The sequence below is a fragment of the Allobosea sp. GW822-FHT05A11 genome (genome assembly GCF_058800455.1).
This window is the reverse complement of record NZ_JBXAMI010000001.1, coordinates 175561-196933: the sequence shown is the minus strand read 5'-3', so window position 1 is coordinate 196933 and position 21373 is coordinate 175561. Positions and strand designations below refer to the sequence as shown.

The following is a 21373-nucleotide window of genomic DNA, read 5'->3' as shown; positions in this document are numbered from 1 at the left end:
GCAGCCGTTGCGCGCAATTCAGTTGGCGGGATTCATGGTTAACGCCCCGTGAAGAATCTCTGGGGCAATCTGTCCGCATCACGGCCTTTCCGCGCGCGACGGCTTGCGGTGTAGGATCGGATGCGGATTCGCAAAAGACAGGTTCAGCGAGGAAGACCGTTTGGTTCGGTTCGAGAATGTCGGCCTGCGTTACGGCATGGGCCCGGAGGTGCTGAAGGACATCAACTTCAGCATCGAGCCGCGCTCGTTCCAGTATCTGACCGGCCCCTCCGGCGCCGGCAAGACGACACTGATGCGCCTCATCCTGATGGCGCTGAAGCCGACGCGCGGGCTGGTCAACCTGTTCGGCCAGGACGTCTCGCGGCTCGATCCGGACACGCTCACCGCCTTCCGCCGCCGCATGGGCGTGGTCTTCCAGGATTTCCGCCTGCTCGACCACCTGACCGTCTACGAGAACGTCGCGCTGCCGCTGCGCGTCCTCGGCAAGGAGGAAGCGAGCTATCGCGCCGAGGTCGTCGAGTTGCTGCGCTGGGTCGGCCTCGGCGAGCGCATGCATGCCGTCCCGCCTGTTCTCTCAGGCGGCGAGAAGCAGCGCGCCGCCATCGCGCGCGCCCTGATCAGCCGGCCCGAACTCCTGCTCGCCGACGAGCCGACCGGCAATGTCGATCCCGGTCTCGGCCGGCGCCTGCTGCGGCTGTTCATGGAGCTCCAGTCGCTGGGCACCGCCGTCATCATCGCGACCCACGATCTCAACCTGATGGAGATCTACGACGCGCCGCGCCTCGTGCTGGCCGATGGACATCTCCATGTCGACGCCTGAAGCCAGCGACCGGGAGTCCGGACGGCGACCGCGCGGCCTGCCTGCCAATCTCCGGCGGGACCAGCCACTCGTCCCGATCGACAATGTCGCCGGCCGCGCGCTGATGGCCGTGATCGCCATCCTCACCTTCCTGGCCGCGCTGAGCGCCGGCGCCGCCGTCCTCGCCGCGCGCGCTTCCGACCAGTGGCGCGGCGCCATCTCCAACGAGATGACCATCCAGGTCCGCCCCGATTCGCACCGCAAGATCGACGACGACGTGGCGCGCGCCGTCATGCTGGCGAGCGGGCTGAAGGAGGTCGAAAGCGTCCGCGCCGTGCCGAAGGCCGAATCGGACAAGCTGCTCGAACCCTGGCTCGGCACCGGGCTCGATCTCGTCGAGTTGCCGGTCCCGCGTCTCATCGTGCTGAAGCTGAAGGCCGACGCCGCCTCCGATCTCGGCGGCTTCGGCGCGGAGCTGCGTCGCGAGGTACCGACCGCGACGCTGGACGACCACCGGCTCTGGGTCAGGCGCCTCTCCGCCATGGCCGGAACCATCATCGCCACCGGCTTCGCGATCGTCCTGCTCGTCCTGACGGCGGCGGCGCTGGCCGTCGCCTTCGCCACGCGCGGCGCCATGGCCGGCAGCCGCGACAGCGTCGAGGTCCTGCATTTCGTCGGGGCCAATGATGATTTCATCGCGCGGGAATTCCAGAGCCGCTTCATCCGGCTTGGCCTCAGGGGCGGGCTCTTCGGCGGCCTCGCCGCCATCGTCACGATCGGCGTGCTCGGCTTCATCGCCTCGCGCTGGAGTGCCACGCCGGAAGCGGAGCAGTTGCAGGCCCTGTTCGGCGCCTTCGAGATCGGCTGGACCGGCTACGGAGCGGTCATCCTCGTCGCCCTGGTCGTCGCGGTGATCGCCGGGCTGGTCTCGCGCTTCACCGTGCGCCGCCACCTGAGGATGCTGGCATGAGCATCCTCAGGTGGCGGCAACCAGGTCTTAACGCATGCGGCAAGACCGGACAGGGGCCTGCCGCTGTTATGCCCGATTGGCGCGCTAGGACGGCGACGTCATGGCCATGATCGGCAGCACAAACGACCATCTCGCGATGGCGCCTTCCGATTCCGCGCCCCGGAGGGACATGCCCGCGCGATCGACCTCGCTCCGCCGCGTTCTCGGGTTGACGGCGGCTGCCATCGCTTGCGCCGGCGCCCTGCTCTTGGGTATCGGCTATATCCGCTTCGCCGCGATGATCGATGCGCGCGAGCCGGCAAGCACACCGCGCACCGATGCGATCGTCGTCGTCACCGGGGGCGCCCAGCGCATCGGCGATGCCATCGGCCTGCTCGGCGCCGAGCGCGGGGAACGCCTGTTGATCAGCGGCGTCAACGAGAAAACCGGCCGTGAGGAACTCGCCAAGCTGAATCCCGCCTCGCGCGACCTGCTCTCCTGCTGCGTCGATCTCGACTATCGCGCCCGCAATACCATCGGCAACGCCATCGAGGCCCGGCGCTGGGTCCGCCGCCACGGCTTCCGCTCGCTGCTCGTGGTGACCTCGAATTATCACATGCCGCGCACCCTCGTCGAATTCGCTCATGCGATGCCGGGCGTCCAGCTGGTTGCCCACCCGGTCGTGACCGAACATGTCGACACCTCCGGCTGGTGGAACCGCTGGTCGGTCGTCAGGATGCTCGCGCCGGAATATGCGAAATACCTCGTCGCGCGCCTGCGCAGCCTCGTCGAAAGCGATCCGGAGACCTCGCGTCTCTCGGTGATCATCGGCGGCCGCAAGCCGGTTTCGCCGAAGCCCGCGGATACGCTCGGCCCCGCCGCCGAGAAGCGCTCCCGCCTTCTGGAGCAGCATCGCCACGAAGGTTGAGGCCGAACCGATAAGCCGGAGCTTGACCGGAAGCGCGTCTCGGGCTCATTGCGCAGCATGCTCGTCCTGCGCTCCCTCGCCTTCAACATCCTGTTCTATGCCAATCTCACCCTCTGGCTGATCTTTGGTGTCCTGCCTGCCCTGCTTCTGCCGAAGCGCGCGATTCTGGCGGTTGCGATCGGCTGGGCCCACTCGGCGCTGTGGCTGATGCGCGTCGTCGCCGGCACGCGCTGCGAGATCACCGGCATCGAGAACGTTCCGCAGGGCGGCCTGATGGTCGGCGCCAAGCACCAGTCCTTCCTGGAGACCTTCGCGCTGGTCACGGTCTTCCGCAATCCGGTCTTCATCCTCAAGCGCGAATTGACCTGGATCCCGGTCTTCGGCTGGGCCCTGACGAAGATGCGGATGATCCCGGTCAACCGCGGAGCGCGGGCCCGCGCCCTGTCAGACGTCACGCGCCGCGCCAAGATCGAACTCGGCCAGAACGGCCGCCAGCTGCTGATCTTTCCGGAAGGCACCCGCCGGGCGCCCGGTGCCCCGCCGGACTACAAATTCGGCGTCGCCCATCTCTATGGCGAGCTCGGCGTGCCCTGCGTGCCGGTCGCTCTGAACACCGGTCTCTACTGGCCCCGCCGCAAGTTCCTGCGCCGCCCCGGCACCGTCCGCATCGAGATCCTGCCGCCGATCGAGCCGGGGCTCGACAAGGCGACCTTCCAGCGCACCCTGCAGGAACGCGTCGAGACGGCGAGCGACCGGCTCCTCGCGCAAGGCCGCGCCGAGCTTGCGGCGCGCGGGATGGACCCGCTCGCCAACTCCTGACACTCCCTGACAGCATCCCGCAGGGCGAAACGCAGTTTCGCTTTCGGCAGCGCTTGACTTATCCCCATGTCGTTCCCATTTTGTTCCTATCACAGGAGGAACGGACATGGCCGCTCTCGCCTATCGCGACACACCCGATCTGTTCGACGAGGCGCCCGCCGCCCGCGAAATGCCCCTGCGCAGCACCGCTGCGCTGAGCGAACGACGCTTCACCGCCTGGCGCGGCCGCTCTGGCCGCCGCTATGTCGCCTCGGTCTTCGCCGTCGACGACACGCATGCGCTGGGCTTCACCGATGCGGTCCTGCTCGCGGTCTCCAGCGATCGGCGTGTCATCGCCGCCCGCGACTCCGGCCCCTTCGGCATCGAAGCCGCGCTCGGCCGCTGGCAGCGTTCGATCATGGCCGCCGGCGCCTGCGAGATCCATGTCCACCTGCTCGCCGAGGACGGGATGAGCCGCCGTGCCGCCCTGCTCGACCTGATGCCGGAAGCGAACCCGGAAGGCTGAAGATTCAGGGCTGTGCCGCAGGCACGATCAACCCGCCAGCGGCGGATGCGGCGCGCCGAGGCCTGGCGCCAATTGCTGGGCCAATCCGGCCAGGACCGGATCGAAAATGCCCATCTTGCGCAGATGCTCGTGCGTCTGCAGCACGTAGTCGGGGTTCTCGCCGGACTGGCCCCTGCCCTCCCGAACGAGCTTGAGCAACTGCGCCGGCGGCAGCTTGCCGGCATATTGCAGGTGCTTGCGGTCGGCGACATAGACGATCCCGCGCACCTGCCGGCCATCCTCCAGTTTGAGCTGGACGTGGCGCTCGAGATAGACCGCCGTCGCCTGCTCGCGCGCCCGGAGATAGTCCACGGTCTCCTGCGCCTGCCCGGCCGCGACGCGGAAGGCGAGACCGCGGCAGACCCCGCCGCGATCGAGCCCCAGCACCAGCCCCGGCCGCTCCGGCGTGCCGCGATGCACATGCGAGAACACGCAAAGCGAGCGGTGATAGCCGTGGAGGCGGGCCTGCACGCTCTCCTCGAAAGCGAAGCCCGGCCGCCAGATCAGCGAGCCGTAACCGAAGACCCAGAGATCGGTCGCGCCGAATTCGGTCGTCATCCTCGTCCCATAATTTGGCCGCGTCGGCCTGCTTGCTGAGCTTGCCGTTTCGGTCGGGTCGCTTGCTCTGGCGCCTTCCCGTCCGGCGAGCTAAACCATCGGGCCGAAGAGCGTCATCCGCTTTTCGAGCAAATCCGGTGCCACGCCAACGTGATAGACCGCCCGGCAAAGCCGTCCGGGCGATCTAGCGATCCGCCCGCCTCCGCGCAAGGAATGCCTGCCGCATGACCGATCCCCTCCCGACGCGCCGCCGCAGCCGCTTCTGGCTCTACGGGCCTTTCATGCTGCTTGTCGTCCTCGCCGCCGCCTGGTCCGCCTTCTGGTTCTATGCGCGTGGCCGCATCGCGACCGAAATCGACGTCGCGCTGGCGCGCGAGGCCGAGCGCGGCCGCACCTGGACCTGTGCCGACCGCAGCATCGGCGGCTTCCCCTTCCGCATCGAATTGCGCTGCAACGCGCTGACCCTGACCTCGACCCGCTGGGGCGATGCGGTGCGCGTCGAGACCGGGCCGACCGTCGCAGTCGGCCAGATCTATTCGCCCGGCCTCGTGATCCTCGAAGTGTCGAGCCCGGCGAAGGCGCTCCTGCCGGAAGGCCGCGTGCTCGACCTGACCTGGAAGAGCCTCGATGCCAGCTTCGCCTGGCGCAGCCCGGAGCGCTTCGCGCTCGTTGCCAGCGAGCCCCGCGGCGTGCTGACGACGCCCGGCCTCACTGCCGAGAACTGGGGCGCCGCCACGCTCGAAGCGCATCTGCGCCGCAACCCGGCCCGGCCCGCAACCGATCAGGCCGTCGACATCGCCATCAACGCCAAGGGCACGATCCTGCCGCCGATCGATGCCCTGCTCGGCAACACGGAAGCCGGCGAGATCGACCTGCAGGCGACGCTCACCCAGGCCGAGAGCTTCCGCAAGGGCTTCAACCCCGATGCGCTCGAGAGCTGGCGCGCCGCCAACGGGACGTTCGATTTGACCCGCCTGGTCTCGACCAAGGGCAAGGCCCGCGTCGACGGCAGCGGGCAATTGCTGCTCGATCCGTTGCACCGCGTCGCCGGCGACCTCCAGTTGGCGGCGGCCGGCATCGAGCAGATCGGCGGCTTTCGCATCGGCAACCTTCTGGGCGGCCTCGGTGGCTTCCTCGGCGGGCGCGGCGGCAACACTGCCACGGCACCGGGCCTGACCACCCTGCCTCCGGTCTCGCTGCGCGAAGGCCGGGTCTTCATCGGCCCGTTCCGCCTGCCGCTCCAGCCGCTACCGCCGCTGTACTGACAAAAAAAGGGGCGCCTCCCGGCGCCCCTTCAAACTCTCGCTAGCGAAACCGGTCAGGCCGCCGGCAGGGCCGCGCGCGGCGCCTCGATGCGGGTGATCGCCTTCTTCACGGCCTCCTGCACCTTCTCGAAGGCGCGGACCTCGATCTGGCGCACGCGCTCGCGCGACACGCCGAACTCCTCGGAGAGCTGCTCCAGGGTGATCGGGTCCTCGGCCAGGCGGCGCGCCTCGAAGATGCGCCGCTCGCGCGGATTGAGCACCTCAAGCGCCTCGCGCAAAGCCGAGTGGCGGTTGTCAGCCTCCTCGGAATCGGCGAGGCGGCGCTCCTGGCTTTCCGAATCGTCGACGAGCCAGTCCTGCCACTCGCCCTCGCCATCCTCGCGCAGCGGCGTGTTGAGCGACGCGTCGCCGCCGAGGCGGCGGTTCATGTCGACCACGTCCTGCTCGTTGACGCCGAGCTTGGTCGCGATCTGCTTGACCTGGTCGGGGCGCAGGTCGCCCTCGCCCAGCGCCGAGATCTTGCTCTTGGCCTTGCGCAGGTTGAAGAACAGCTTTTTCTGGTTGGCGGTCGTGCCCATCTTCACCAGCGACCACGAGCGCAGGATGTATTCCTGGATCGAGGCCTTGATCCACCACATCGCATAGGTGGCCAGCCGAAAGCCCTTCTCGGGCTCGAAGCGCTTCACCGCCTGCATCAAGCCGACATTGCCTTCCGACACGACCTCGCCGATCGGCAGGCCGTAGCCGCGATAGCCCATGGCGATCTTGGCGACGAGGCGCAGGTGCGAAGTCACGAGCTGGTGCGCCGCATCGCGGTCGCCATGCTCGCGCCAGCGTTTGGCCAGCATGTATTCCTGGCTCGGTTCCAGCATCGGGAACTTGCGGATTTCATCGAGATAACGTGACAGTCCGCCTTCGGCGGACAGGACGGGCAGCGAAGCACTCGCCATGCTCGTTCTCCTCATCGAGGCCCCCGCTTGGCGGCAGGCCCTCCGCGCGATCAACCTTCGCGCAGGCTTCGGATTCGGCAATACGATCCAACGCGGGAACCTGTCATCGGTTCGGTCGGAACGCTCGCTTGCGGCGCCCCCTTGGCCATCCGCATCCGAACAGCGCCAGTATATGCGAACTCACTCTGGCGGAAAGGTGGCAAAACCGCCGGATTCGCTCACAGCCTCGCGAGTGCCGCTTGCAGATTCGCAAAATCCTCGGGCGGCTCGGATTCGAACAGCATCTCTTCGCCGCTGGCGGGATGCTCGAAACCGAGGATCGCCGCATGCAGCGCCTGCCGGCCGAGCGCGGCCAGCGCCGCCTGCGCATCCGCCGGCAAGCGGACCGCCTTGGTGGCGAAGCCCGAGCCGTAGAGCTGGTCGCCCAGCAGGGGATGGCCGATATGGCTCATATGCACGCGGATCTGATGCGTGCGCCCGGTTTCCAGACGGCATTCGATCAGGCTCGCCAGCGGTTCGGTCTCGTCTAGGCCCTTCAGCAACGGCGGGTAGCGTTCGAGCAGTTCGATATGGGTGATCGCCTCGCGCCCACGCCCCTCCTTCACCACGGTCATCTTCTCGCGGTTGCGGGTCGAGCGTTCGATCGGCGCGTCGATCGTTCCTTCGCGCAGGCGCGGCACGCCCCAGGCGATGGCGAGATAGGCGCGCTGGAGCGGCCCGGTGCGGCCATGATCGGCGAACTGCTTGGCGAGCTTGTGATGCGCCCGGTCGTTCTTGGCGACGACGAGCAGGCCGCTGGTGTCCTTGTCGAGCCGGTGCACGATGCCCGGCCGCCTGACGCCACCAATGCCGGAGAGGCTCTCGCCACAATGGGCGATCAACGCGTTGACCAGCGTGCCGTCCTCATGCCCGCCGGCCGGGTGAACGACGAGCCCCGCCGGCTTGTCGATCACGATCAGGTGCTCGTCCTCGTAGACGACATCGAGCGGGATATCCTGCCCGATCGGATCGGCCGGCTTCGCCGCCGGCATGACCAGGGCGATCGTGTCGCCTTCGACCACCTTGCGGCTGCCGTCGCTGAAGACGGCACCGTTGAGGCTGACCCCGCCTTCCTTGATGACCTGCTGCAATCGGGCGCGCGAAATCTCGCCGGCGAGCAGGGTGAGTGCCTTGTCCAGCCGCTGGCCGGCCTGCTCGGGGCCGACCGTCAGGGTCACAGTGGCATTTGGGTCGAGAACGGATGTCATCGCGCCGCTATAAGGCGCATGGCCGCCGGCCGCACGCCTTTTCCGCTCAGCCGAACAGCCTGAAGCCGCTCTTCTTCGGCTCCGGCGGCGGCTCCTCCTCTGGTCCCGGGTCGTCGGGCGCGTGCGAGACCGGGAAGATCACCGGCTTGGGCGGCGTTGTCTCGCGTGCAGCGGCTGGCTTGGCCTCGGCCGGTTTGGCTTCCACGGGCTTCACAGGTTCCACAACCGCTTCCAACGGCTTCGGCTCGACGACCGGCTTCGGCTCCTCCTTCGGAACCGGCGGCGCGGCGGCCACGACCGGCTCCGGCTTGGGCTCTTCCTTCGGCACAGGCGGAGGCGGCGGCGCAACGGCCGCAGGCTCGATCGTCGTGACGCTCTCGGCCTTGACCTCGATCAGCTTGGTCGAATCGTCGAGATCGGCCAGCACGTCATCCACGGCTTGCGCCTTGTTGCCGAGCGTCGCCGGCGGGACCGTCCAGACAAAGGCGTCGAGCCGGCCGGTGATCGGCGAGACCGGCATCCAGTGGTCGGAGACCAGTCCGTCCGCGACCCAGGCGGCATCGCGCGGCGCCCGTGTCGCCCGCGCCAGCCATTCGCGCACGCGGCCGGCCGCACCATGCTCGGCATCTTCCAGCTCGGCCATCAGCAGGCAGGCGCGCACCGAGGCACCTCCAGCCAGCAAGGGCTTCAGCGTCTCGCGCGCTTTCTGGAACTCGCGCGCCTGGATCGCGGCGCCGGTCAGTGCCAGCACGCTTTCCGGATCGGAGGGACGCAGCTTCGTCAGTGTCGTCGCCCGGGCAAGGCGGTCGAGCGCGCTGTCGCCCGGCCGCGCATCGAGATAGGCGGCAGCGATGTCGGGATGCGGCGCATCCTTCCAGGCCGCCTCCAGCAGCTTCGAGGCCTTGCGGACATCGCCGCGCTCGGCGAGCATCCGCCCGGCCAGGGCAGCGGCCGGCGTCAAGGCCGGTGACAGCTTCACCGCTTCGAGCGCCGCGGCGAGCGCCTTCTCGGGCTCGTGCTCACGCGCCTGCAAGGCCTCGGCCGCCAGCAGCACGGCCCGCTGGCGACGGGCCTCTGCCTTGTCGGCGAGCCTCAGCGCAGCGCGGCGCTCGACCGCGGTGCGGGCGGCCTGCCAGTCGCCGGCCTGCGTGTGAAAATCCAGCAGCGCGTCATTGGCCCAGGCCAGCGAGGGCGAGCGGCGCACCGCATCATCGGCGAAGGCGCGCGCGGCGGTGACGTCACCGCGCCGCTTCGCCTCGACGAAGAGTCCGCGCAGGCCCAGCACGCGCGTTTCGGATTTCTCCAGCATCGCCTTGAAAGCGGCCTCGGCCTGCGCCCGGTCGCCGCTCAACTGGGCGGTCTGCGCCTCCAGCAGCAGGGTCAGCGGCTCGCCCGGAACGAATCGGCGCGCCTCGCCGGTATAGCGCCCGGCGGCGATCGGATCGCCCGCGCCGATCGCGACCATGCCGCGCGACACAGCCTCGAAGCCGCGCGCTCGGCGCCGCGACCGCGAAGAGAGACTGAAGGCCGAAGGCAAACCGAAGACGAAGCGAAAGATCGCCCAGACCAGCAGGACGAGAAAGGCGAGCGCGACGACGCCGATCGCCGCCAGCGCGACACTGGTCTCGATCCGGTAGCCCTGCCAGAGGACGGAAACCTCGCCCGGCCGGTCGGCGAGCCAGACGGCGCCGAAGGCAAGACAGGCGAAGACGGCGAGGTAGACGAGAACGCGAACCATGGACTCCTCAACCCTCCGTCAACCGGCCGCGCCGAGCGCCGCGACCGCATCCTGCGCGATTTTGGCGATCGCCGCATCCGCTGCGGCACGCTTCTGCAGATCGGCGCCGAATTCCGCACTGGCACGGCGCGCCGGCTCCGGCAACTGGCCCCACAGCGCCGAAGCCTTGACGATATCGCCGGCGGCGATGGCGCCTTCGATCCGGAGCGGCAGCGTCGCGGGATCGGTCGAGCCGCTGTCGCCGACCGGGCGGACCGTGACGACGCGGCTCGCCAGGGCGAGCAGCTTGTCGGTCCAGCTGTCGGAGGCCGGCATCACCTCGCGCTGGAACATCGCGCCATGCTTGCGGAAGCCCGCCTGCAGCGCATCGCGCGTCGGCGCGCCGCCTGAAGAAACAGCCGCCAGGGCAGCGACGTCCGCCTGCGCCACGCCGCTTTTTGTCAACGCCGCGATATCGCCGGCGAAGGGGCGCCCGCCGGCGAGCGCACGCTGCACCCGTTCAGCCAGCACGATCCGCGCCGCCGCCATCGCCTCCGGACTGGCGCCCGATGCCGCCTTGGCCTGCGTCTCGACGCTGCCGAGCCGCCCCGCGATCTCGTCGAGGCGCTGGCCGACGGCCGCAGCCGCCGCTTCGGCCCTCTGGGCCTGAGCGGTGAAAGCGCTGGTATCCGGGGCCTGTACATTGCCGAGCGAAGCGAGCTTCGCCGTCACTGCCTGGAGTTCGGAACCGGCCTTGGCCGCCGCTTCCGTCGCAGAGGCCGCCTTGCGGTCGGCTGCCGCCGCGCTCGCCTGCGTGGCTTCCAGCCGGCTCCGCAATTCAGCGATAGCCTCGACGTTACCGGAAGGAGCGGGCTTGCTCAGCGCATAACTGACGAGTGCTCCGCCGATCACGCCACCGACGAGTCCGGCCGCGATCACAGCGAGCCAGGGCGTGCGGGCCGGCGCCTCGCGTTCGGCAGGCGCACGCGCCGGCTCGACCGGTGGCGGCGCGAATTCCTGCGGCAGCGCTTCGGTCGGCGCCACCGCTTCCGGCGACGGCTTCGCGGGCTCCGCCGCCTCGGTCGGTTCGTCCGACGACGAGACCACCTTGAGATCGACGGTCGGCGGCGTGCGCTGCAGGCTGCCGCGCGGCTCCGGCCGGGCAGCATCGATCAAATGCTCGCGCGCCGAGACCTGCTCCAGCGCCGCCAGCATCCCGGCTTCCTCCGGATGCTCCGCGACCAGCACCGTACTGGCACCGGCCGAGATCAGGGGCGAAGCGACATCGGCCGACAGCGTGACATGGGTGAGTTCGAGCGCCTCGTCGGCAACGCCGGCCGCCTGGGCCAGCGCAATGAAGGTCCGCGCGCCGCGCGCCGAATAATGCAGGGCCGCGCCTCCGCCGCCATGCCGCAGCGCGGCTTGCATATCCTCAGGCAGGACGGAGACGGGCTCGGCCGCATAGGCGGTCCAGAGCGTCACCTCGTAGCCGGCCTCGCGCAGACGGTCGGGCACGTCCTCCTTGCGGTCGCGACCGACGATCATCAGGAGCTTTGCCGGCACCGGCAGCGTCCGCAGAATCAGCTCGATCAGGTCGTTGCGGTCGCCATCGGCGCTACGGGTATCGTCCAGCCCGGCCTCGCGCACCTTCGCAGCCGTGCGGCTTCCAACGGTGAAGACCGGCAGGTCCCGCCAGGCGATCGATCCATCCGCCAGCGCCGGCACGCCATTGCCGCTGGTCAGCACGATCGCGTCGAACGCCCCCTCGGGCGCGGCGTCCGACAGGCGAACGACCTCGAAGAGCGGCGCGACGACCGGCTCGAAGCCGTGCTCGGCGATAGCGCGGGCGGTCCGTTCGGCATCGGGGCGGGGACGAAAGACGAAGACGCGCATTCACAGCTCCTGACAAAACCGGCGGCGCCCGCAGGACGATCCGCGAACCGTGCAGCAATTTGCGATCATGCCGCATTGAGGCGGAACAATGATCCTGCCCATGCCGTCTCCTTTTCCTCGTCTCGTCGCCCTGACCGCAGAACCGCCTCTTGTGACGGGCCTCTTGGCCTTGCGCCCCCTCGCGCACTATACGAAGGAATTGCCGGCACGGAACCGCCGGACGGCACTTCTGGATCCTGATCCCTCATTCCGCGAGACAAGTCGACCGATCATGCGTGTACTGGGGATAGAGACGACCTGCGACGAAACGGCAGCCGCGATCGTCTCCGTCGAGCGTTCCGGCGAAAGCAAGATCCTGTCGAACGAGGTGCTGAGCCAGATCGCCGCACATGCGGCCTATGGCGGCGTGGTGCCGGAAATCGCGGCGCGCGCCCATGTCGAGGCGATCGACCGCATCATCGCACGCGCCTTCGCCAATGCCGAATTGAAGCCGGATGAGATCGACGCCGTCGCCGCGGCCGCCGGCCCCGGCCTCGTCGGTGGCGTCATGGTAGGCTTGACCGCTGGCAAGGCGATCGCGCTCGCGACCGGCAAACCCTTCATCGCGATCAACCATCTCGAAGCGCATGCGCTGACGGCCCGCCTCACCGACGATCTCGCCTTCCCCTATCTGCTGCTGCTGGTTTCCGGCGGGCATACCCAGTTGCTGGCCGTGCGCGGCGTCGGTGATTATCTCAAGCTCGGCGGCACGATCGACGACGCCGTCGGCGAGGCCTTCGACAAGATCGCCAAGATGCTCGCCCTGCCCTATCCCGGCGGTCCCTCGGTCGAGCGCGAGGCCGCCAAGGGCGATCCCGAGCGCTTCGATTTCCCGCGCCCGATGCAGGGTCGGCCGAGCCCGGATTTCTCGCTCTCCGGCCTCAAGACGGCCGTGCGGCTCGTCGCCGAGCGGATCGCGCCGCTCTCCGACAACGACGTGGCCGATCTCTGCGCTTCCTTCCAGGCGGCCGTCGTCGACGTGATGGTCGACCGCACCCGCGCCGGCCTGCGCGCCTGCCGCGAAGCCGGCATCACGCCCTCGACGCTGGTCGTCGCCGGCGGCGTCGCCGCCAACCAGGCGATCCGCAGCGGGCTCAATCGCCTTGCGACCGAAGCCGGCCTGCCGATGGTCGCCCCCCCCTTGGCGCTCTGCGGCGACAACGGCGCGATGATCGCCTGGGCCGGACTCGAACGTCTCAGGCTCGGCCTCGTCGACGACATGGCCGCGGTCGCCCGTCCGCGCTGGCCGCTGGACGAACTCTCGGCCACCCCGTCGACCGCCGCATGAGCCCTCGCGCTCGCTATCGCAGCATCGGCGTGGTCGGCGCCGGCGCCTACGGCACCGCGCTGGCGCTCGCCGCCGCCCGCGCCGGTCACGATGTCCGGCTCTGGGCCCGCGATGGCGAGACCATCGAGGCCATCGAGCGAACACGGCAGGCGCCACGCCTCCCCGGGATCGACCTGCCCGAGAGCATCCACGCGACCGACCTGCTCGCAGCCCTTGCCGATTGCGACGCCCTGATCGTCGCGGTGCCGACGCAGGCCTTGCGGTCGGCCTGCGAGCATCTGGCGGAAGCCCTGCCGCCGCGCGTGCCGGTGATCTCCGCCGCCAAGGGCATCGAGCAGGCGAGCGGCCGGTTCGCGACCGAAATCATCGAGGATGCCTGGCCCGGCGCCACCGCCGCAATCCTCTCCGGCCCGAGCTTTGCCGCCGATATCGGACACGGATTGCCGACCGCGGTGACGCTCGCGGCTGGTGATCCCGATCTGGCGCAGGGGCTGGCCGAGGCGCTGAGCTCGCCGGCCTTCCGCATCTACCATTCCGCCGACATACGCGGCGTCGAGATCGGCGGCGCGGCCAAGAACGTCCTCGCGATCGCGGCCGGCATCGCGATCGGACTGGGCTATGGCGAGAGCGCCCGCGCCGCGCTGGTGGCGCGCGGCTTTGCCGAACTGCGCCGCTTCGGCGAGGCCTATGGCGGCGATCCGGAAACGCTGATGGGCCTGTCCGGTCTCGGCGATGTCGTGCTGAGCTGTGCCTCGCCGCAATCGCGCAATTTTTCTTATGGATTGGCGCTGGGCCAGGGCAAGAGCCCGATGGAAGCGGCCGGCGGTAAATTGGCCGAGGGCGCCTTCACCGCCCCGGCGCTGGTCGAGATGGCGCGGGCGAAACAGGTCGAGACCCCGATCGCCGCGGCCGTGGCCGCGATCATCGCCGGCGATGTCGGCGTGCGCGATGCGGTCGCTGCGTTGCTGGCGCGACCGATCCGGGCGGAATGACGGAGGAAAGCATGGCGGGAGACTGGTCCGACCTGACGAAGCGCGTCGCGCGCGGCATCGCCGAGGTCAAGAAGACGACAGGTTCCGAGCTCGTCGCCGAGAGCGAGCCCGTGCCGCTGGCCGGCCGGATCGCGGGCCCGGTGATCCAGCACCGTCGACGCAAGGCCGAAGGCACGCACCGCTTCGTGCTGATCCTGCCCTTCGGCGAGGGCGAGGTCCGCGTTGAGCTCGACCCCAAGGATTACGCCGCGCTGACCCGCGAGATGGTGCGGTTCTGGAATGAACAGGGCGAGGCGGCCTCGCAGCCGCCGGTGCCGCTCAAGGAGGACGAAGCCTGATGGCTCACTGGCTGATCAAATCCGAACCATCCGTCTGGTCCTGGGACGACCAGGTCAAGGCCGGCGCCAAGGGCACGCATTGGGACGGGGTGAAGAACCACACCGCCAAGCTCAACCTGATGGCGATGAAGCAGGGCGACCAGGTCTTCTTCTACCATTCCAACGAGGGGCTCGAGGTCGTCGGCATCGTCGAGGTCATCAAGGAAGCCTATAACTGGATTCCCGGCGAGCCCTGGGTCCTGGTCGACTTCAAGGCGGTGAAGCCGCTGCCGAAGCCGGTGACGCTCGTGGCGGTCAAGGCCGAGCCGAAGCTCGCCAAGATGGCGCTGGTCACCTCCTTCCGCCTCTCGGTCCAGCCGGTGACGGACGCGGAATGGGACATCGTCTGCAAGATGGGCGGGCTCTGAATAATAATCAGCGGCAAAAAGCGGGTCCAAAAGTCGATTCGACCATCGGATAAGACGGTTGGAAGGCTTTTCGGCCCGCTTTCATGCATTCGCGGCCTGCCCCTGCCACGAAAGTGCGATGCACAATGGCTTGCCGCGGCGCGTTCGCATCCTATGATGCGTCGAAATCGAAGAAGCGACGTCCGCCGCGCCTGACCATGAGGCGGACCAGCGCAACACAGACCGCCCAAGTCTGGGGAGACGCCCGAATGTCCGAGATCATCTACGACGTCCCGACCTCCTGGTCGAAGAAGGCCTGGGCGACCGACGCCAAGTACAAGAAGATGTACGCGGCCTCGATCAAGGACCCCGACAAGTTCTGGGGCGAGCAGGGCCAGCGCATCGACTGGTTCAAGCCCTATACCAAGGTCAGGAACGCTAGCTACAAGCCGGGCAAGGTCTCGATCAAATGGTATGAGGACGGCACCACCAACGTCGCCCATAACTGCATCGACCGGCATCTTGCGACCCGGGCCAAGCAGACGGCGATCATCTGGGAAGGCGACGATCCGAGCGAGTCGAAGAAGATCACCTACGGCCAGCTCTACACCGAGGTCTGCAAGTTCGCGAACGTCCTCAAGGCCAACGGCGTCAAGAAGGGCGACCGCGTCACCATCTACCTGCCGATGATCCCCGAGGCGGCCTATGCGATGCTGGCCTGCGCCCGCATCGGTGCCGTCCATTCGGTGGTGTTCGGCGGCTTCTCCCCGGATTCGCTGGCGAGCCGCATCGAGGATTCCGATTCGAAGATCGTGATCACCGCCGATGAAGGCCTGCGCGGGGGCCGCGCCGTCCCGCTCAAGAAGAACGTCGACACCGCCGACGACAAGGTGAAGGGCGGCATCGAGACCGTCATCGTCGTCAAGCGCACCGGCGGCAACATCACGATGAAGGAAGGCCGCGACCGCTGGTACCATGACGAGGCCGCCAAGGTCTCCGGTCACTGCCCGGCGGTCGAGATGAAGGCGGAGGACCCGCTCTTCCTGCTCTACACCTCGGGCTCGACCGGCAAGCCGAAGGGCGTGCTGCACACCACCGCCGGCTATCTCGTCTACACCGCGATCACCCACCAATACGTCTTCGACTACCATGACGGCGACATCTACTGGTGCACGGCCGATGTCGGCTGGGTCACCGGCCACAGCTACATCCTCTATGGGCCGCTCGCCAACGGCGCGACCACGCTGATGTTCGAGGGCATCCCGACCTATCCGACGATCTCGCGCTTCTGGGAGGTCATCGACAAGCACAAGGTCAACACCTTCTACACGGCGCCGACCGCGATCCGCTCGCTGATGGGCGCCGGCGAGGAGCCGGTGAAGAAGACCAAGCGCAAATCGCTGCGCCTGCTCGGCTCGGTCGGCGAGCCGATCAATCCGGAAGCCTGGGAGTGGTATCACCGCGTCGTCGGCGAGCGCCGCTGCCCGATCGTCGATACCTGGTGGCAGACCGAGACCGGCGGCATCCTGATCTCGCCGCTGCCTGGCGCCACCCAGCTCAAGCCAGGCTCGGCGACGCGGCCGTTCTTCGGCATCAAGCCGGAGATCGTCGACCCCGAGGGCAAGGTGCTGGAAGGCGCCTGCGAGGGCAATCTCGTCATCGCCGAGAGCTGGCCCGGCCAGATGCGCACGGTCTATGGCGACCACAAGCGCTTCGAGGAAACCTATTTCGCGACCTACCCGAACAAGTACTTCACCGGCGACGGCTGCCGGCGCGATGCCGACGGCTATTACTGGATCACCGGCCGCGTCGACGACGTCATCAACGTCTCCGGCCACCGCATGGGCACGGCCGAGGTCGAATCGGCGCTGGTTGCGCATCCGTCGGTCTCGGAGGCCGCGGTCGTCGGCTATCCCCACGACATCAAGGGCCAGGGCATCTACGCCTATGTCACGCTGATGGCGGGCGAGGCGCCGACCGACACGTTGCGCAAGGACCTCGTCGCCTATGTCCGCAAGGAGATCGGCCCGATCGCCTCGCCCGACCTGATCCAGTTCGCGCCCGGCCTGCCCAAGACCCGCTCCGGCAAGATCATGCGCCGCATCCTGCGCAAGATCGCCGAGGACGAGTACGGCGCGCTCGGCGATACCTCGACGCTGGCCGACCCCGCCGTCGTCGACGATCTCGTCGAGAACCGCCAGAACAAGCGCAAGGCGGGCTGATTCGCGCGAGCCGATGTTCTCCCGGCACCACACTGAAAATGGCCTGCACCTCCCGGGGCGGGCCATTTTCGTAAAGTTCCGGCCTGGCGCGCAGGAACCCGGGTCGACATCAAGGGTTCGCAATGTGGCAGGCCTGCGCTAGACCATGCTCATGCCGCGTTCATCGCGTTTCCTGATAATGACGCAACGTTCGGCTGACCGAGATCGGAACCCGCGCCGCATGACGACGATCAAGATCGCATCGACCGCCACCCTGACCCGCGCGGCCGCCCTGCTCCCCTTGCTGGCGCTGACGGCTTGCGCCGGCTCACAGCGCTTCACCGGGCCGGTGATGAATCCGCCCTCCTATAGCCAGCCCGTGCTGCCCTCGGCTCCGCCGGTGAGCTCTGCTCCGATCACGTCGGAGCCGCTGCCGCCGCCGGGTGGCTATCCCGCGACGCCCCAGCCAGGCGGCTACCCCGTTGCAGGCGGTCCGCAGGGTGGCGGAGCCTTGCCTGCGCCCCAGGACCCGTTCTTCGACCCCAATGCCGGCGGCGCGCCGCAAGGCCAGCCCCTGCCCCCGACCGGCCAGCCGACGCAGGATCCGGGCCTGCGCGGCAGCGACAATCAGGTCGCCGGCCTCGGCCAGAGCCCGGCAGCGACGCCGCGCCCATCTGCCAGCCGCAACAGCATGGTCGGCGGCTGGACGGCCCGCGAGGCGACGGGCGGCTCCTGCCGCGTGCAATTGTCGAGCACGCCGACGCTCGATCTCTATCGCGCCTCCTCGTCCGGCTGCGCCAACAAGGATCTTCAGAAGATCTCGGCCTGGGATTTCCGGGATGGCGAGGTCTATCTCTACCAGCAGGGCGGCGCGGTCGCGGCCCGGCTGCGCAGCTCCGGCTCCGGCGCGCTCGACGGCGCCGTCACCAAATCCGGCGCCTCGCTGTCGCTGAACCGGTAATCACCAAATCGATCACGTCATGGTCGGGCTTGTCCCGACCATCCGCGCCTTCATCGATGAAGGTCGCTGTTCAAGACGTGGATGCTCGCTACGAGGGCGAGCACGACGATCGTTGGATCGTCGCCCCCGCCGCAGATCTGTCCCTCACACACCGAAGGTCCGCGCGAGCAATGTGCTCGGCCAGAAGCTCTTCTGGATCGACAGCGCCATCGTCGCGAAGCCCTTCGCATTGTCGAGCGCCTCGTCGAGGATCGTGAAGGGCGTCGGTGCTCCGGTCGCGATCACGCCCTCGACATCGGCATAGCCGCCGACGAGATCGGCCTCGAACTTCGCCGCAAGCCGGCGCATCGCCAGATTTTCCGGCAGGCAGGTCAGGTAGAGCGTCCGGACCCCGCGATTGCGCGCCGCCGTGATCAGCCGCCCGAACAACTGCCCACCGACGCCGCGACGCCGCCACGGCGTCTCGACGCTGAAGGCAGCCTCACCGGTCAGCGCAATGATCTCGTCGAGACCGCGCAACTCGGCCGCGCCGCGCACCACACCCTCGACGACATAGGCATAGACCAGGCCGCCGACGCCGAAGGTCGTCCTGGCATAGTTCTCGAGGAACGCGTCATTCACAGCCGTGCCGAAGCGTTGCTGGCGCGTGACGGGGTCGAGCCTGAGCAGATGCTCTCTGAAAAGATCGCGCTCCGTCGGCCATAACCGCCGGATCACGCCATCGCCGGCCTTCCTGCCGGATTGTCGCGAACGAACCAATTGTCATCTCCTGAGCAGCGCATGTGTCGCGCTTACCGACCAGGAGGCGTGTCTTCCCTAACTCGCATGTCACATCGTACCGGCAGCCCCCGATGGCAAGAGCGCTACCTGCGGCATTTTCGCCGGCTTGCCCGAAGAATCTGGCCAGAAATGGGCCGACACATGCAACAGAAGCATAACGAGAGCCGATTACCGACCTTGGGGACGGGAGTGGAAAACCGCTGTAACCCCGTCATACGACGTGCAATAATTTCGCGGTGACCCCGATGACGGCGCGCCCGGCATGAGCTAAGTTGCGTGCTCCCGGTCACTCATATTTGAAGATCCATGTTCGATCGTCGCAAGCCTCCCGCTGCCCAGCCCTTCGTCACGCACGAAAACATCGAAGCCAAGGTCAAGTGGTTCGACCCCGAGAAGGGGTTCGGTTTCGCATCGCCCTCCGATGGTTCGGGCGATGTCTTCCTGCATGTCTCGGCCATCGGCCCGCTGGACCAGCAAGACCTGCTGCCCGGCGCCACCATCGTCGCCGATCTCGGTGAAGGTCGCCGCGGCCTTCAGGTCGTCGCGATCCATGAGATCGACGCCTCCACGGCGACGCAGACCGCGCCGGCTCCCCGCGCCTTCTCGCCCCGTCCTCCGCGCGATGATTTCGGCGGTGGCGGCTATGGCGACCGGGATCGCGGCGGCTACGGTGGCGACCGCGGCGGCTATAACGATCGCGGCGGCTTCGGCGGCGGCGATCGCGGCCCGCGTGGCGGCGGCTTCCAGGATCGCGACAGCGGCCCGGTCGAAGGCCCCTATGATGGCGCCGTGAAGTTCTTCAACTCGGATCGCGGCTTCGGCTTCATCGCGCCGGACAAGGGCGGCCCGGACGTGTTCCTGCACGTGTCCTCGCTCGGCCGCAGCGGCTTGCAGCCGCCGATGGACGGGCAGCGCGTGCGCTTCTCGATCCGCACCGGCCGCAAGGGTCCGGAAGCCGCCGACGTCAGCTTCATCTGACGAAAGCGCAGCTTCGCTGAAACATCAAAGGCCCGCCTATGGCGGGTCTTTTCTTTTGGCGCCGGCCGAATCGTATGAAGCGCGCCACCGAGGTGGCGCGCCCCGGCACGACTCAATGATCGTGATCGTCGCCTTCCAGGCCACCGATATGCTTCTGGGTGTAGAGCTCGATACCGACGCGCGAGATCAGGTCGAGCTGGGTCTCCAGGAAGTCGATATGGCCTTCCTCGTCCTTCATCAGGGCCTTGAACAGGTCCTCGGACGGGAAATCGCCGACCTCGCGGCAGTATTTCGCCGCTTCCTGATAGAGCGCACGCGCTTCGAGCTCCGCCTTGAGGTCGCACTCGATCACTTCCGTGACGGTCTCGCCGATACGCAGCTGGTCGAGCGTCTGCAGGTTCGGAAAGCCTTCGAGGAACAGGATGCGGTCGACGAAGCGGTCGGCATGGACCATCTCTTCGATCGATTCCTTCTTCCAGGTCTTGGCCATCTCCTTCAGGCCCCAGTTGTCCAGCATGCGGTAATGCAGCCAGTACTGGTTGATGGCGGTGAGCTCCGAGCGCAGCCCCTTGTTGAGATACTCGATGACCTTCTTGTCGCCCTTCATGGCGTGCACTCCGCGATCCACATTAGAATGATCCTAATGTAGACACGGCCCATGCAGAAGGGAAGAGGCAAAAAGCGATCTCGGCGCTTTTGATCGAAGCCCGTGCGCGCCGCTGGCCTCAGGCCGCGACGCTCTCCTGGGCGAGTTCGATCCCGTCGAACATGTGCCCGACCGAGACATGGACCGCGCATTCGATCTCACGGCTGGCGCAGCTGCCGCATTGCGTCGCGCAAACGGCGCGAGCCTCGGCCAGGATAGCCCGAACCTCGCGCGCGCAACGGCCGCAATCCGGGCTGCAGCCCAGGCAATCATAGACCTCGCCGGCCGTCCGGGGGCCGCTGCCGTCAGCAGCGACGGTCCCCTTGATCTGGCCGCAGGACAGAACGTTGCAGGAGCAGACGATCACGCGTGGTGGCCCACCACCCGCTTGGTCTCGATCTCCTCGCCATCGGCACTGCGCAGGCGGACGATGACCTCGACAGAGGAGATCACCATGCCTTCCGGCGCGTCCGGCAGGCCGGCGACCTGGATCATCGAGCCCGGGATATCGGTGACGGTCTCGTCGTCCTCGTTGTAGAAATGATGGTGCTCGGACACGTTGGTGTCGAAGAAGGTCTTCGGACCGGAGACCGAGACCTGGCGCAGCAGGCCGGCTTCCGAGAACTGGCGCAGCGTGTTGTAGACGGTCGCGAGCGAAAGCGGCTCGCGCGCCCGCAGCGCTTCCTCATAGAGCATCTCGGCGCTGACATGCCGGTCGCCCTTGGCGAAGAGCAGCCAGCCCAACGCCATGCGCTGGCGCGTCGGCCTCAGGCCCGCCGTCCGCAGCCGCGCCTTCACGGCGCTGATCGGGCAGCTCGTCGGGTTTTTCTGCGGCCACGGGATATGATCGGCCACCACAGGCCTGTGATCGTGATCCTTGCTCGCCAGAACGCTCATCGTAACGCCTTCCACTACGCCGGTCGCCGGCCATGCAGTTTAGAAATCGTCTAAACTACTGATATTACTATCATATTTGGCAAAGCATCGGCCGAATGTCAATCAGCACGCCTGCGACATCGGGCAGCGCCCACAGCACATCGCCGTGATCGCCCCGGGCCTGATGCGCGGTGAGCGCATGAGGGCAAAGGCAGCTCC

The 21373-nt window shown here is 67.8% G+C and carries 22 protein-coding genes; 13 read left to right on the top strand and 9 right to left on the bottom strand.

The window, feature by feature from the left end; translation table 11 throughout:
* The first annotated feature begins 196 nt into the window (after positions 1 to 196).
* The 5 genes from ftsE to AC1RLU_RS00925 all read left to right on the top strand — a co-directional run bounded on the left by ftsE (position 197) and on the right by AC1RLU_RS00925 (position 4000).
* Positions 197 to 820 carry a cell division ATP-binding protein FtsE gene (ftsE, locus tag AC1RLU_RS00945; RefSeq protein WP_082617647.1) on the top strand — a complete coding sequence of 208 codons (624 nt, stop codon included), beginning with the start codon at positions 197 to 199 and terminating at the stop codon, positions 818 to 820.
* Positions 807 to 1769, top strand: a complete 963-nt coding sequence (locus AC1RLU_RS00940; RefSeq protein WP_492793501.1) for a cell division protein FtsX — start codon at positions 807 to 809, stop codon at positions 1767 to 1769. The genes ftsE and AC1RLU_RS00940 overlap by 14 nt, the downstream gene beginning before the upstream one ends.
* A gap of 169 nt (positions 1770 to 1938) precedes the next feature.
* Positions 1939 to 2676 (top strand): YdcF family protein, encoded by a 738-nt coding sequence (locus AC1RLU_RS00935; RefSeq protein ID WP_082617646.1) that lies wholly within the window; start codon positions 1939 to 1941, stop codon positions 2674 to 2676.
* A gap of 57 nt (positions 2677 to 2733) precedes the next feature.
* Positions 2734 to 3495: a lysophospholipid acyltransferase family protein gene (locus AC1RLU_RS00930; protein WP_142113503.1), complete on the top strand. Its 762-nt coding sequence runs from the start codon at positions 2734 to 2736 to the stop codon at positions 3493 to 3495.
* Between the two features lie 106 nt (positions 3496 to 3601).
* The gene (locus AC1RLU_RS00925) at positions 3602 to 4000 is read left to right on the top strand and encodes a hypothetical protein (RefSeq protein WP_091856816.1); all 399 of its coding nucleotides are present in this window, start codon (positions 3602 to 3604) and stop codon (positions 3998 to 4000) included.
* Positions 4001 to 4027: 27 nt separating this feature from the next.
* Here AC1RLU_RS00925 and AC1RLU_RS00920 read toward each other — a convergent pair whose 3' ends face one another.
* Positions 4028 to 4597, bottom strand: a complete 570-nt coding sequence (locus tag AC1RLU_RS00920; protein WP_061970581.1) for a gamma-glutamylcyclotransferase — start codon at positions 4595 to 4597, stop codon at positions 4028 to 4030.
* A gap of 224 nt (positions 4598 to 4821) precedes the next feature.
* Between AC1RLU_RS00920 and AC1RLU_RS00915 the strand changes: the two genes are divergently transcribed.
* Positions 4822 to 5862 (top strand): DUF2125 domain-containing protein, encoded by a 1041-nt coding sequence (locus AC1RLU_RS00915; protein ID WP_492793500.1) that lies wholly within the window; start codon positions 4822 to 4824, stop codon positions 5860 to 5862.
* Positions 5863 to 5915: 53 nt separating this feature from the next.
* Here the strand turns inward: AC1RLU_RS00915 and rpoH are convergent, their stop codons facing one another.
* From rpoH to AC1RLU_RS00895, 4 genes are all read right to left on the bottom strand, one after another.
* Complete coding sequence (gene rpoH, locus AC1RLU_RS00910; protein WP_061970578.1) at positions 5916 to 6812, bottom strand: RNA polymerase sigma factor RpoH; 897 nt, start codon at positions 6810 to 6812, stop codon at positions 5916 to 5918.
* 218 nt (positions 6813 to 7030) lie between these two features.
* Positions 7031 to 8059, bottom strand: a complete 1029-nt coding sequence (locus AC1RLU_RS00905; protein ID WP_492793499.1) for an RluA family pseudouridine synthase — start codon at positions 8057 to 8059, stop codon at positions 7031 to 7033.
* 46 nt (positions 8060 to 8105) lie between these two features.
* Complete coding sequence (locus tag AC1RLU_RS00900; protein ID WP_492793498.1) at positions 8106 to 9797, bottom strand: heme biosynthesis protein HemY; 1692 nt, start codon at positions 9795 to 9797, stop codon at positions 8106 to 8108.
* Between the two features lie 18 nt (positions 9798 to 9815).
* Complete coding sequence (locus AC1RLU_RS00895; protein WP_492793497.1) at positions 9816 to 11669, bottom strand: uroporphyrinogen-III synthase; 1854 nt, start codon at positions 11667 to 11669, stop codon at positions 9816 to 9818.
* A 271-nt stretch (positions 11670 to 11940) separates the two neighbouring features.
* Between AC1RLU_RS00895 and tsaD the strand changes: the two genes are divergently transcribed.
* The 6 genes from tsaD to AC1RLU_RS00865 all read left to right on the top strand — a co-directional run bounded on the left by tsaD (position 11941) and on the right by AC1RLU_RS00865 (position 17874).
* Complete coding sequence (gene tsaD, locus AC1RLU_RS00890; protein WP_061970571.1) at positions 11941 to 12996, top strand: tRNA (adenosine(37)-N6)-threonylcarbamoyltransferase complex transferase subunit TsaD; 1056 nt, start codon at positions 11941 to 11943, stop codon at positions 12994 to 12996.
* Positions 12993 to 13988, top strand: a complete 996-nt coding sequence (locus tag AC1RLU_RS00885) for an NAD(P)H-dependent glycerol-3-phosphate dehydrogenase (protein ID WP_492793496.1) — start codon at positions 12993 to 12995, stop codon at positions 13986 to 13988. Before tsaD ends, AC1RLU_RS00885 begins: the two co-directional genes overlap by 4 nt.
* 11 nt (positions 13989 to 13999) lie before the next feature.
* Positions 14000 to 14326, top strand: a complete 327-nt coding sequence (locus AC1RLU_RS00880; RefSeq protein WP_061970568.1) for a hypothetical protein — start codon at positions 14000 to 14002, stop codon at positions 14324 to 14326.
* Positions 14326 to 14733: an EVE domain-containing protein gene (locus AC1RLU_RS00875; RefSeq protein ID WP_061970566.1), complete on the top strand. Its 408-nt coding sequence runs from the start codon at positions 14326 to 14328 to the stop codon at positions 14731 to 14733. The genes AC1RLU_RS00880 and AC1RLU_RS00875 overlap by 1 nt, the downstream gene beginning before the upstream one ends.
* Positions 14734 to 14981: 248 nt before the next feature.
* A complete protein-coding gene (acs, locus tag AC1RLU_RS00870) occupies positions 14982 to 16934 on the top strand; it encodes an acetate--CoA ligase (protein ID WP_061970564.1) in 1953 nt (650 codons plus the stop codon).
* Positions 16935 to 17154: 220 nt separating this feature from the next.
* On the top strand, positions 17155 to 17874 hold the full coding sequence (locus tag AC1RLU_RS00865; protein WP_492793495.1) for an AprI/Inh family metalloprotease inhibitor: 720 nt from the start codon (positions 17155 to 17157) through the stop codon (positions 17872 to 17874).
* A gap of 144 nt (positions 17875 to 18018) precedes the next feature.
* Here AC1RLU_RS00865 and AC1RLU_RS00860 read toward each other — a convergent pair whose 3' ends face one another.
* On the bottom strand, positions 18019 to 18633 hold the full coding sequence (locus AC1RLU_RS00860) for a GNAT family N-acetyltransferase (RefSeq protein WP_091856808.1): 615 nt from the start codon (positions 18631 to 18633) through the stop codon (positions 18019 to 18021).
* A 327-nt stretch (positions 18634 to 18960) separates the two neighbouring features.
* Here AC1RLU_RS00860 and AC1RLU_RS00855 point away from each other — a divergent pair, with 327 nt between their 5' ends.
* Positions 18961 to 19632, top strand: a complete 672-nt coding sequence (locus AC1RLU_RS00855) for a cold-shock protein (RefSeq protein WP_061970559.1) — start codon at positions 18961 to 18963, stop codon at positions 19630 to 19632.
* Positions 19633 to 19744: 112 nt separating this feature from the next.
* Here the strand turns inward: AC1RLU_RS00855 and bfr are convergent, their stop codons facing one another.
* The 3 genes from bfr to irrA form a co-directional block, all read right to left on the bottom strand.
* The gene (gene bfr, locus AC1RLU_RS00850; RefSeq protein ID WP_492793494.1) at positions 19745 to 20239 is read right to left on the bottom strand and encodes a bacterioferritin; all 495 of its coding nucleotides are present in this window, start codon (positions 20237 to 20239) and stop codon (positions 19745 to 19747) included.
* 118 nt (positions 20240 to 20357) lie between these two features.
* A complete protein-coding gene (locus AC1RLU_RS00845) occupies positions 20358 to 20645 on the bottom strand; it encodes a (2Fe-2S)-binding protein (protein ID WP_061970554.1) in 288 nt (95 codons plus the stop codon).
* The gene (gene irrA, locus AC1RLU_RS00840) at positions 20642 to 21175 is read right to left on the bottom strand and encodes an iron response transcriptional regulator IrrA (RefSeq protein WP_091856807.1); all 534 of its coding nucleotides are present in this window, start codon (positions 21173 to 21175) and stop codon (positions 20642 to 20644) included. The genes AC1RLU_RS00845 and irrA overlap by 4 nt, the downstream gene beginning before the upstream one ends.
* Positions 21176 to 21373 lie beyond the last annotated feature (198 nt).

Coding starts and splice junctions, on each gene's coding strand:
- ftsE (WP_082617647.1), top strand. CDS start 197: ATGGGCCCGGAGGTGCTGAAGGACATCAACTTCAGCATCGAGCCGCGC.
- AC1RLU_RS00940 (WP_492793501.1), top strand. CDS start 807: ATGTCGACGCCTGAAGCCAGCGACCGGGAGTCCGGACGGCGACCGCGC.
- AC1RLU_RS00935 (WP_082617646.1), top strand. CDS start 1,939: ATGCCCGCGCGATCGACCTCGCTCCGCCGCGTTCTCGGGTTGACGGCG.
- AC1RLU_RS00930 (WP_142113503.1), top strand. CDS start 2,734: ATGCTCGTCCTGCGCTCCCTCGCCTTCAACATCCTGTTCTATGCCAAT.
- AC1RLU_RS00925 (WP_091856816.1), top strand. CDS start 3,602: ATGGCCGCTCTCGCCTATCGCGACACACCCGATCTGTTCGACGAGGCG.
- AC1RLU_RS00920 (WP_061970581.1), bottom strand. CDS start 4,597: ATGACGACCGAATTCGGCGCGACCGATCTCTGGGTCTTCGGTTACGGC.
- AC1RLU_RS00915 (WP_492793500.1), top strand. CDS start 4,822: ATGACCGATCCCCTCCCGACGCGCCGCCGCAGCCGCTTCTGGCTCTAC.
- rpoH (WP_061970578.1), bottom strand. CDS start 6,812: ATGGCGAGTGCTTCGCTGCCCGTCCTGTCCGCCGAAGGCGGACTGTCA.
- AC1RLU_RS00905 (WP_492793499.1), bottom strand. CDS start 8,059: ATGACATCCGTTCTCGACCCAAATGCCACTGTGACCCTGACGGTCGGC.
- AC1RLU_RS00900 (WP_492793498.1), bottom strand. CDS start 9,797: ATGGTTCGCGTTCTCGTCTACCTCGCCGTCTTCGCCTGTCTTGCCTTC.
- AC1RLU_RS00895 (WP_492793497.1), bottom strand. CDS start 11,669: ATGCGCGTCTTCGTCTTTCGTCCCCGCCCCGATGCCGAACGGACCGCC.
- tsaD (WP_061970571.1), top strand. CDS start 11,941: ATGCGTGTACTGGGGATAGAGACGACCTGCGACGAAACGGCAGCCGCG.
- AC1RLU_RS00885 (WP_492793496.1), top strand. CDS start 12,993: ATGAGCCCTCGCGCTCGCTATCGCAGCATCGGCGTGGTCGGCGCCGGC.
- AC1RLU_RS00880 (WP_061970568.1), top strand. CDS start 14,000: ATGGCGGGAGACTGGTCCGACCTGACGAAGCGCGTCGCGCGCGGCATC.
- AC1RLU_RS00875 (WP_061970566.1), top strand. CDS start 14,326: ATGGCTCACTGGCTGATCAAATCCGAACCATCCGTCTGGTCCTGGGAC.
- acs (WP_061970564.1), top strand. CDS start 14,982: ATGTCCGAGATCATCTACGACGTCCCGACCTCCTGGTCGAAGAAGGCC.
- AC1RLU_RS00865 (WP_492793495.1), top strand. CDS start 17,155: ATGACGACGATCAAGATCGCATCGACCGCCACCCTGACCCGCGCGGCC.
- AC1RLU_RS00855 (WP_061970559.1), top strand. CDS start 18,961: ATGTTCGATCGTCGCAAGCCTCCCGCTGCCCAGCCCTTCGTCACGCAC.
- bfr (WP_492793494.1), bottom strand. CDS start 20,239: ATGAAGGGCGACAAGAAGGTCATCGAGTATCTCAACAAGGGGCTGCGC.
- irrA (WP_091856807.1), bottom strand. CDS start 21,175: ATGAGCGTTCTGGCGAGCAAGGATCACGATCACAGGCCTGTGGTGGCC.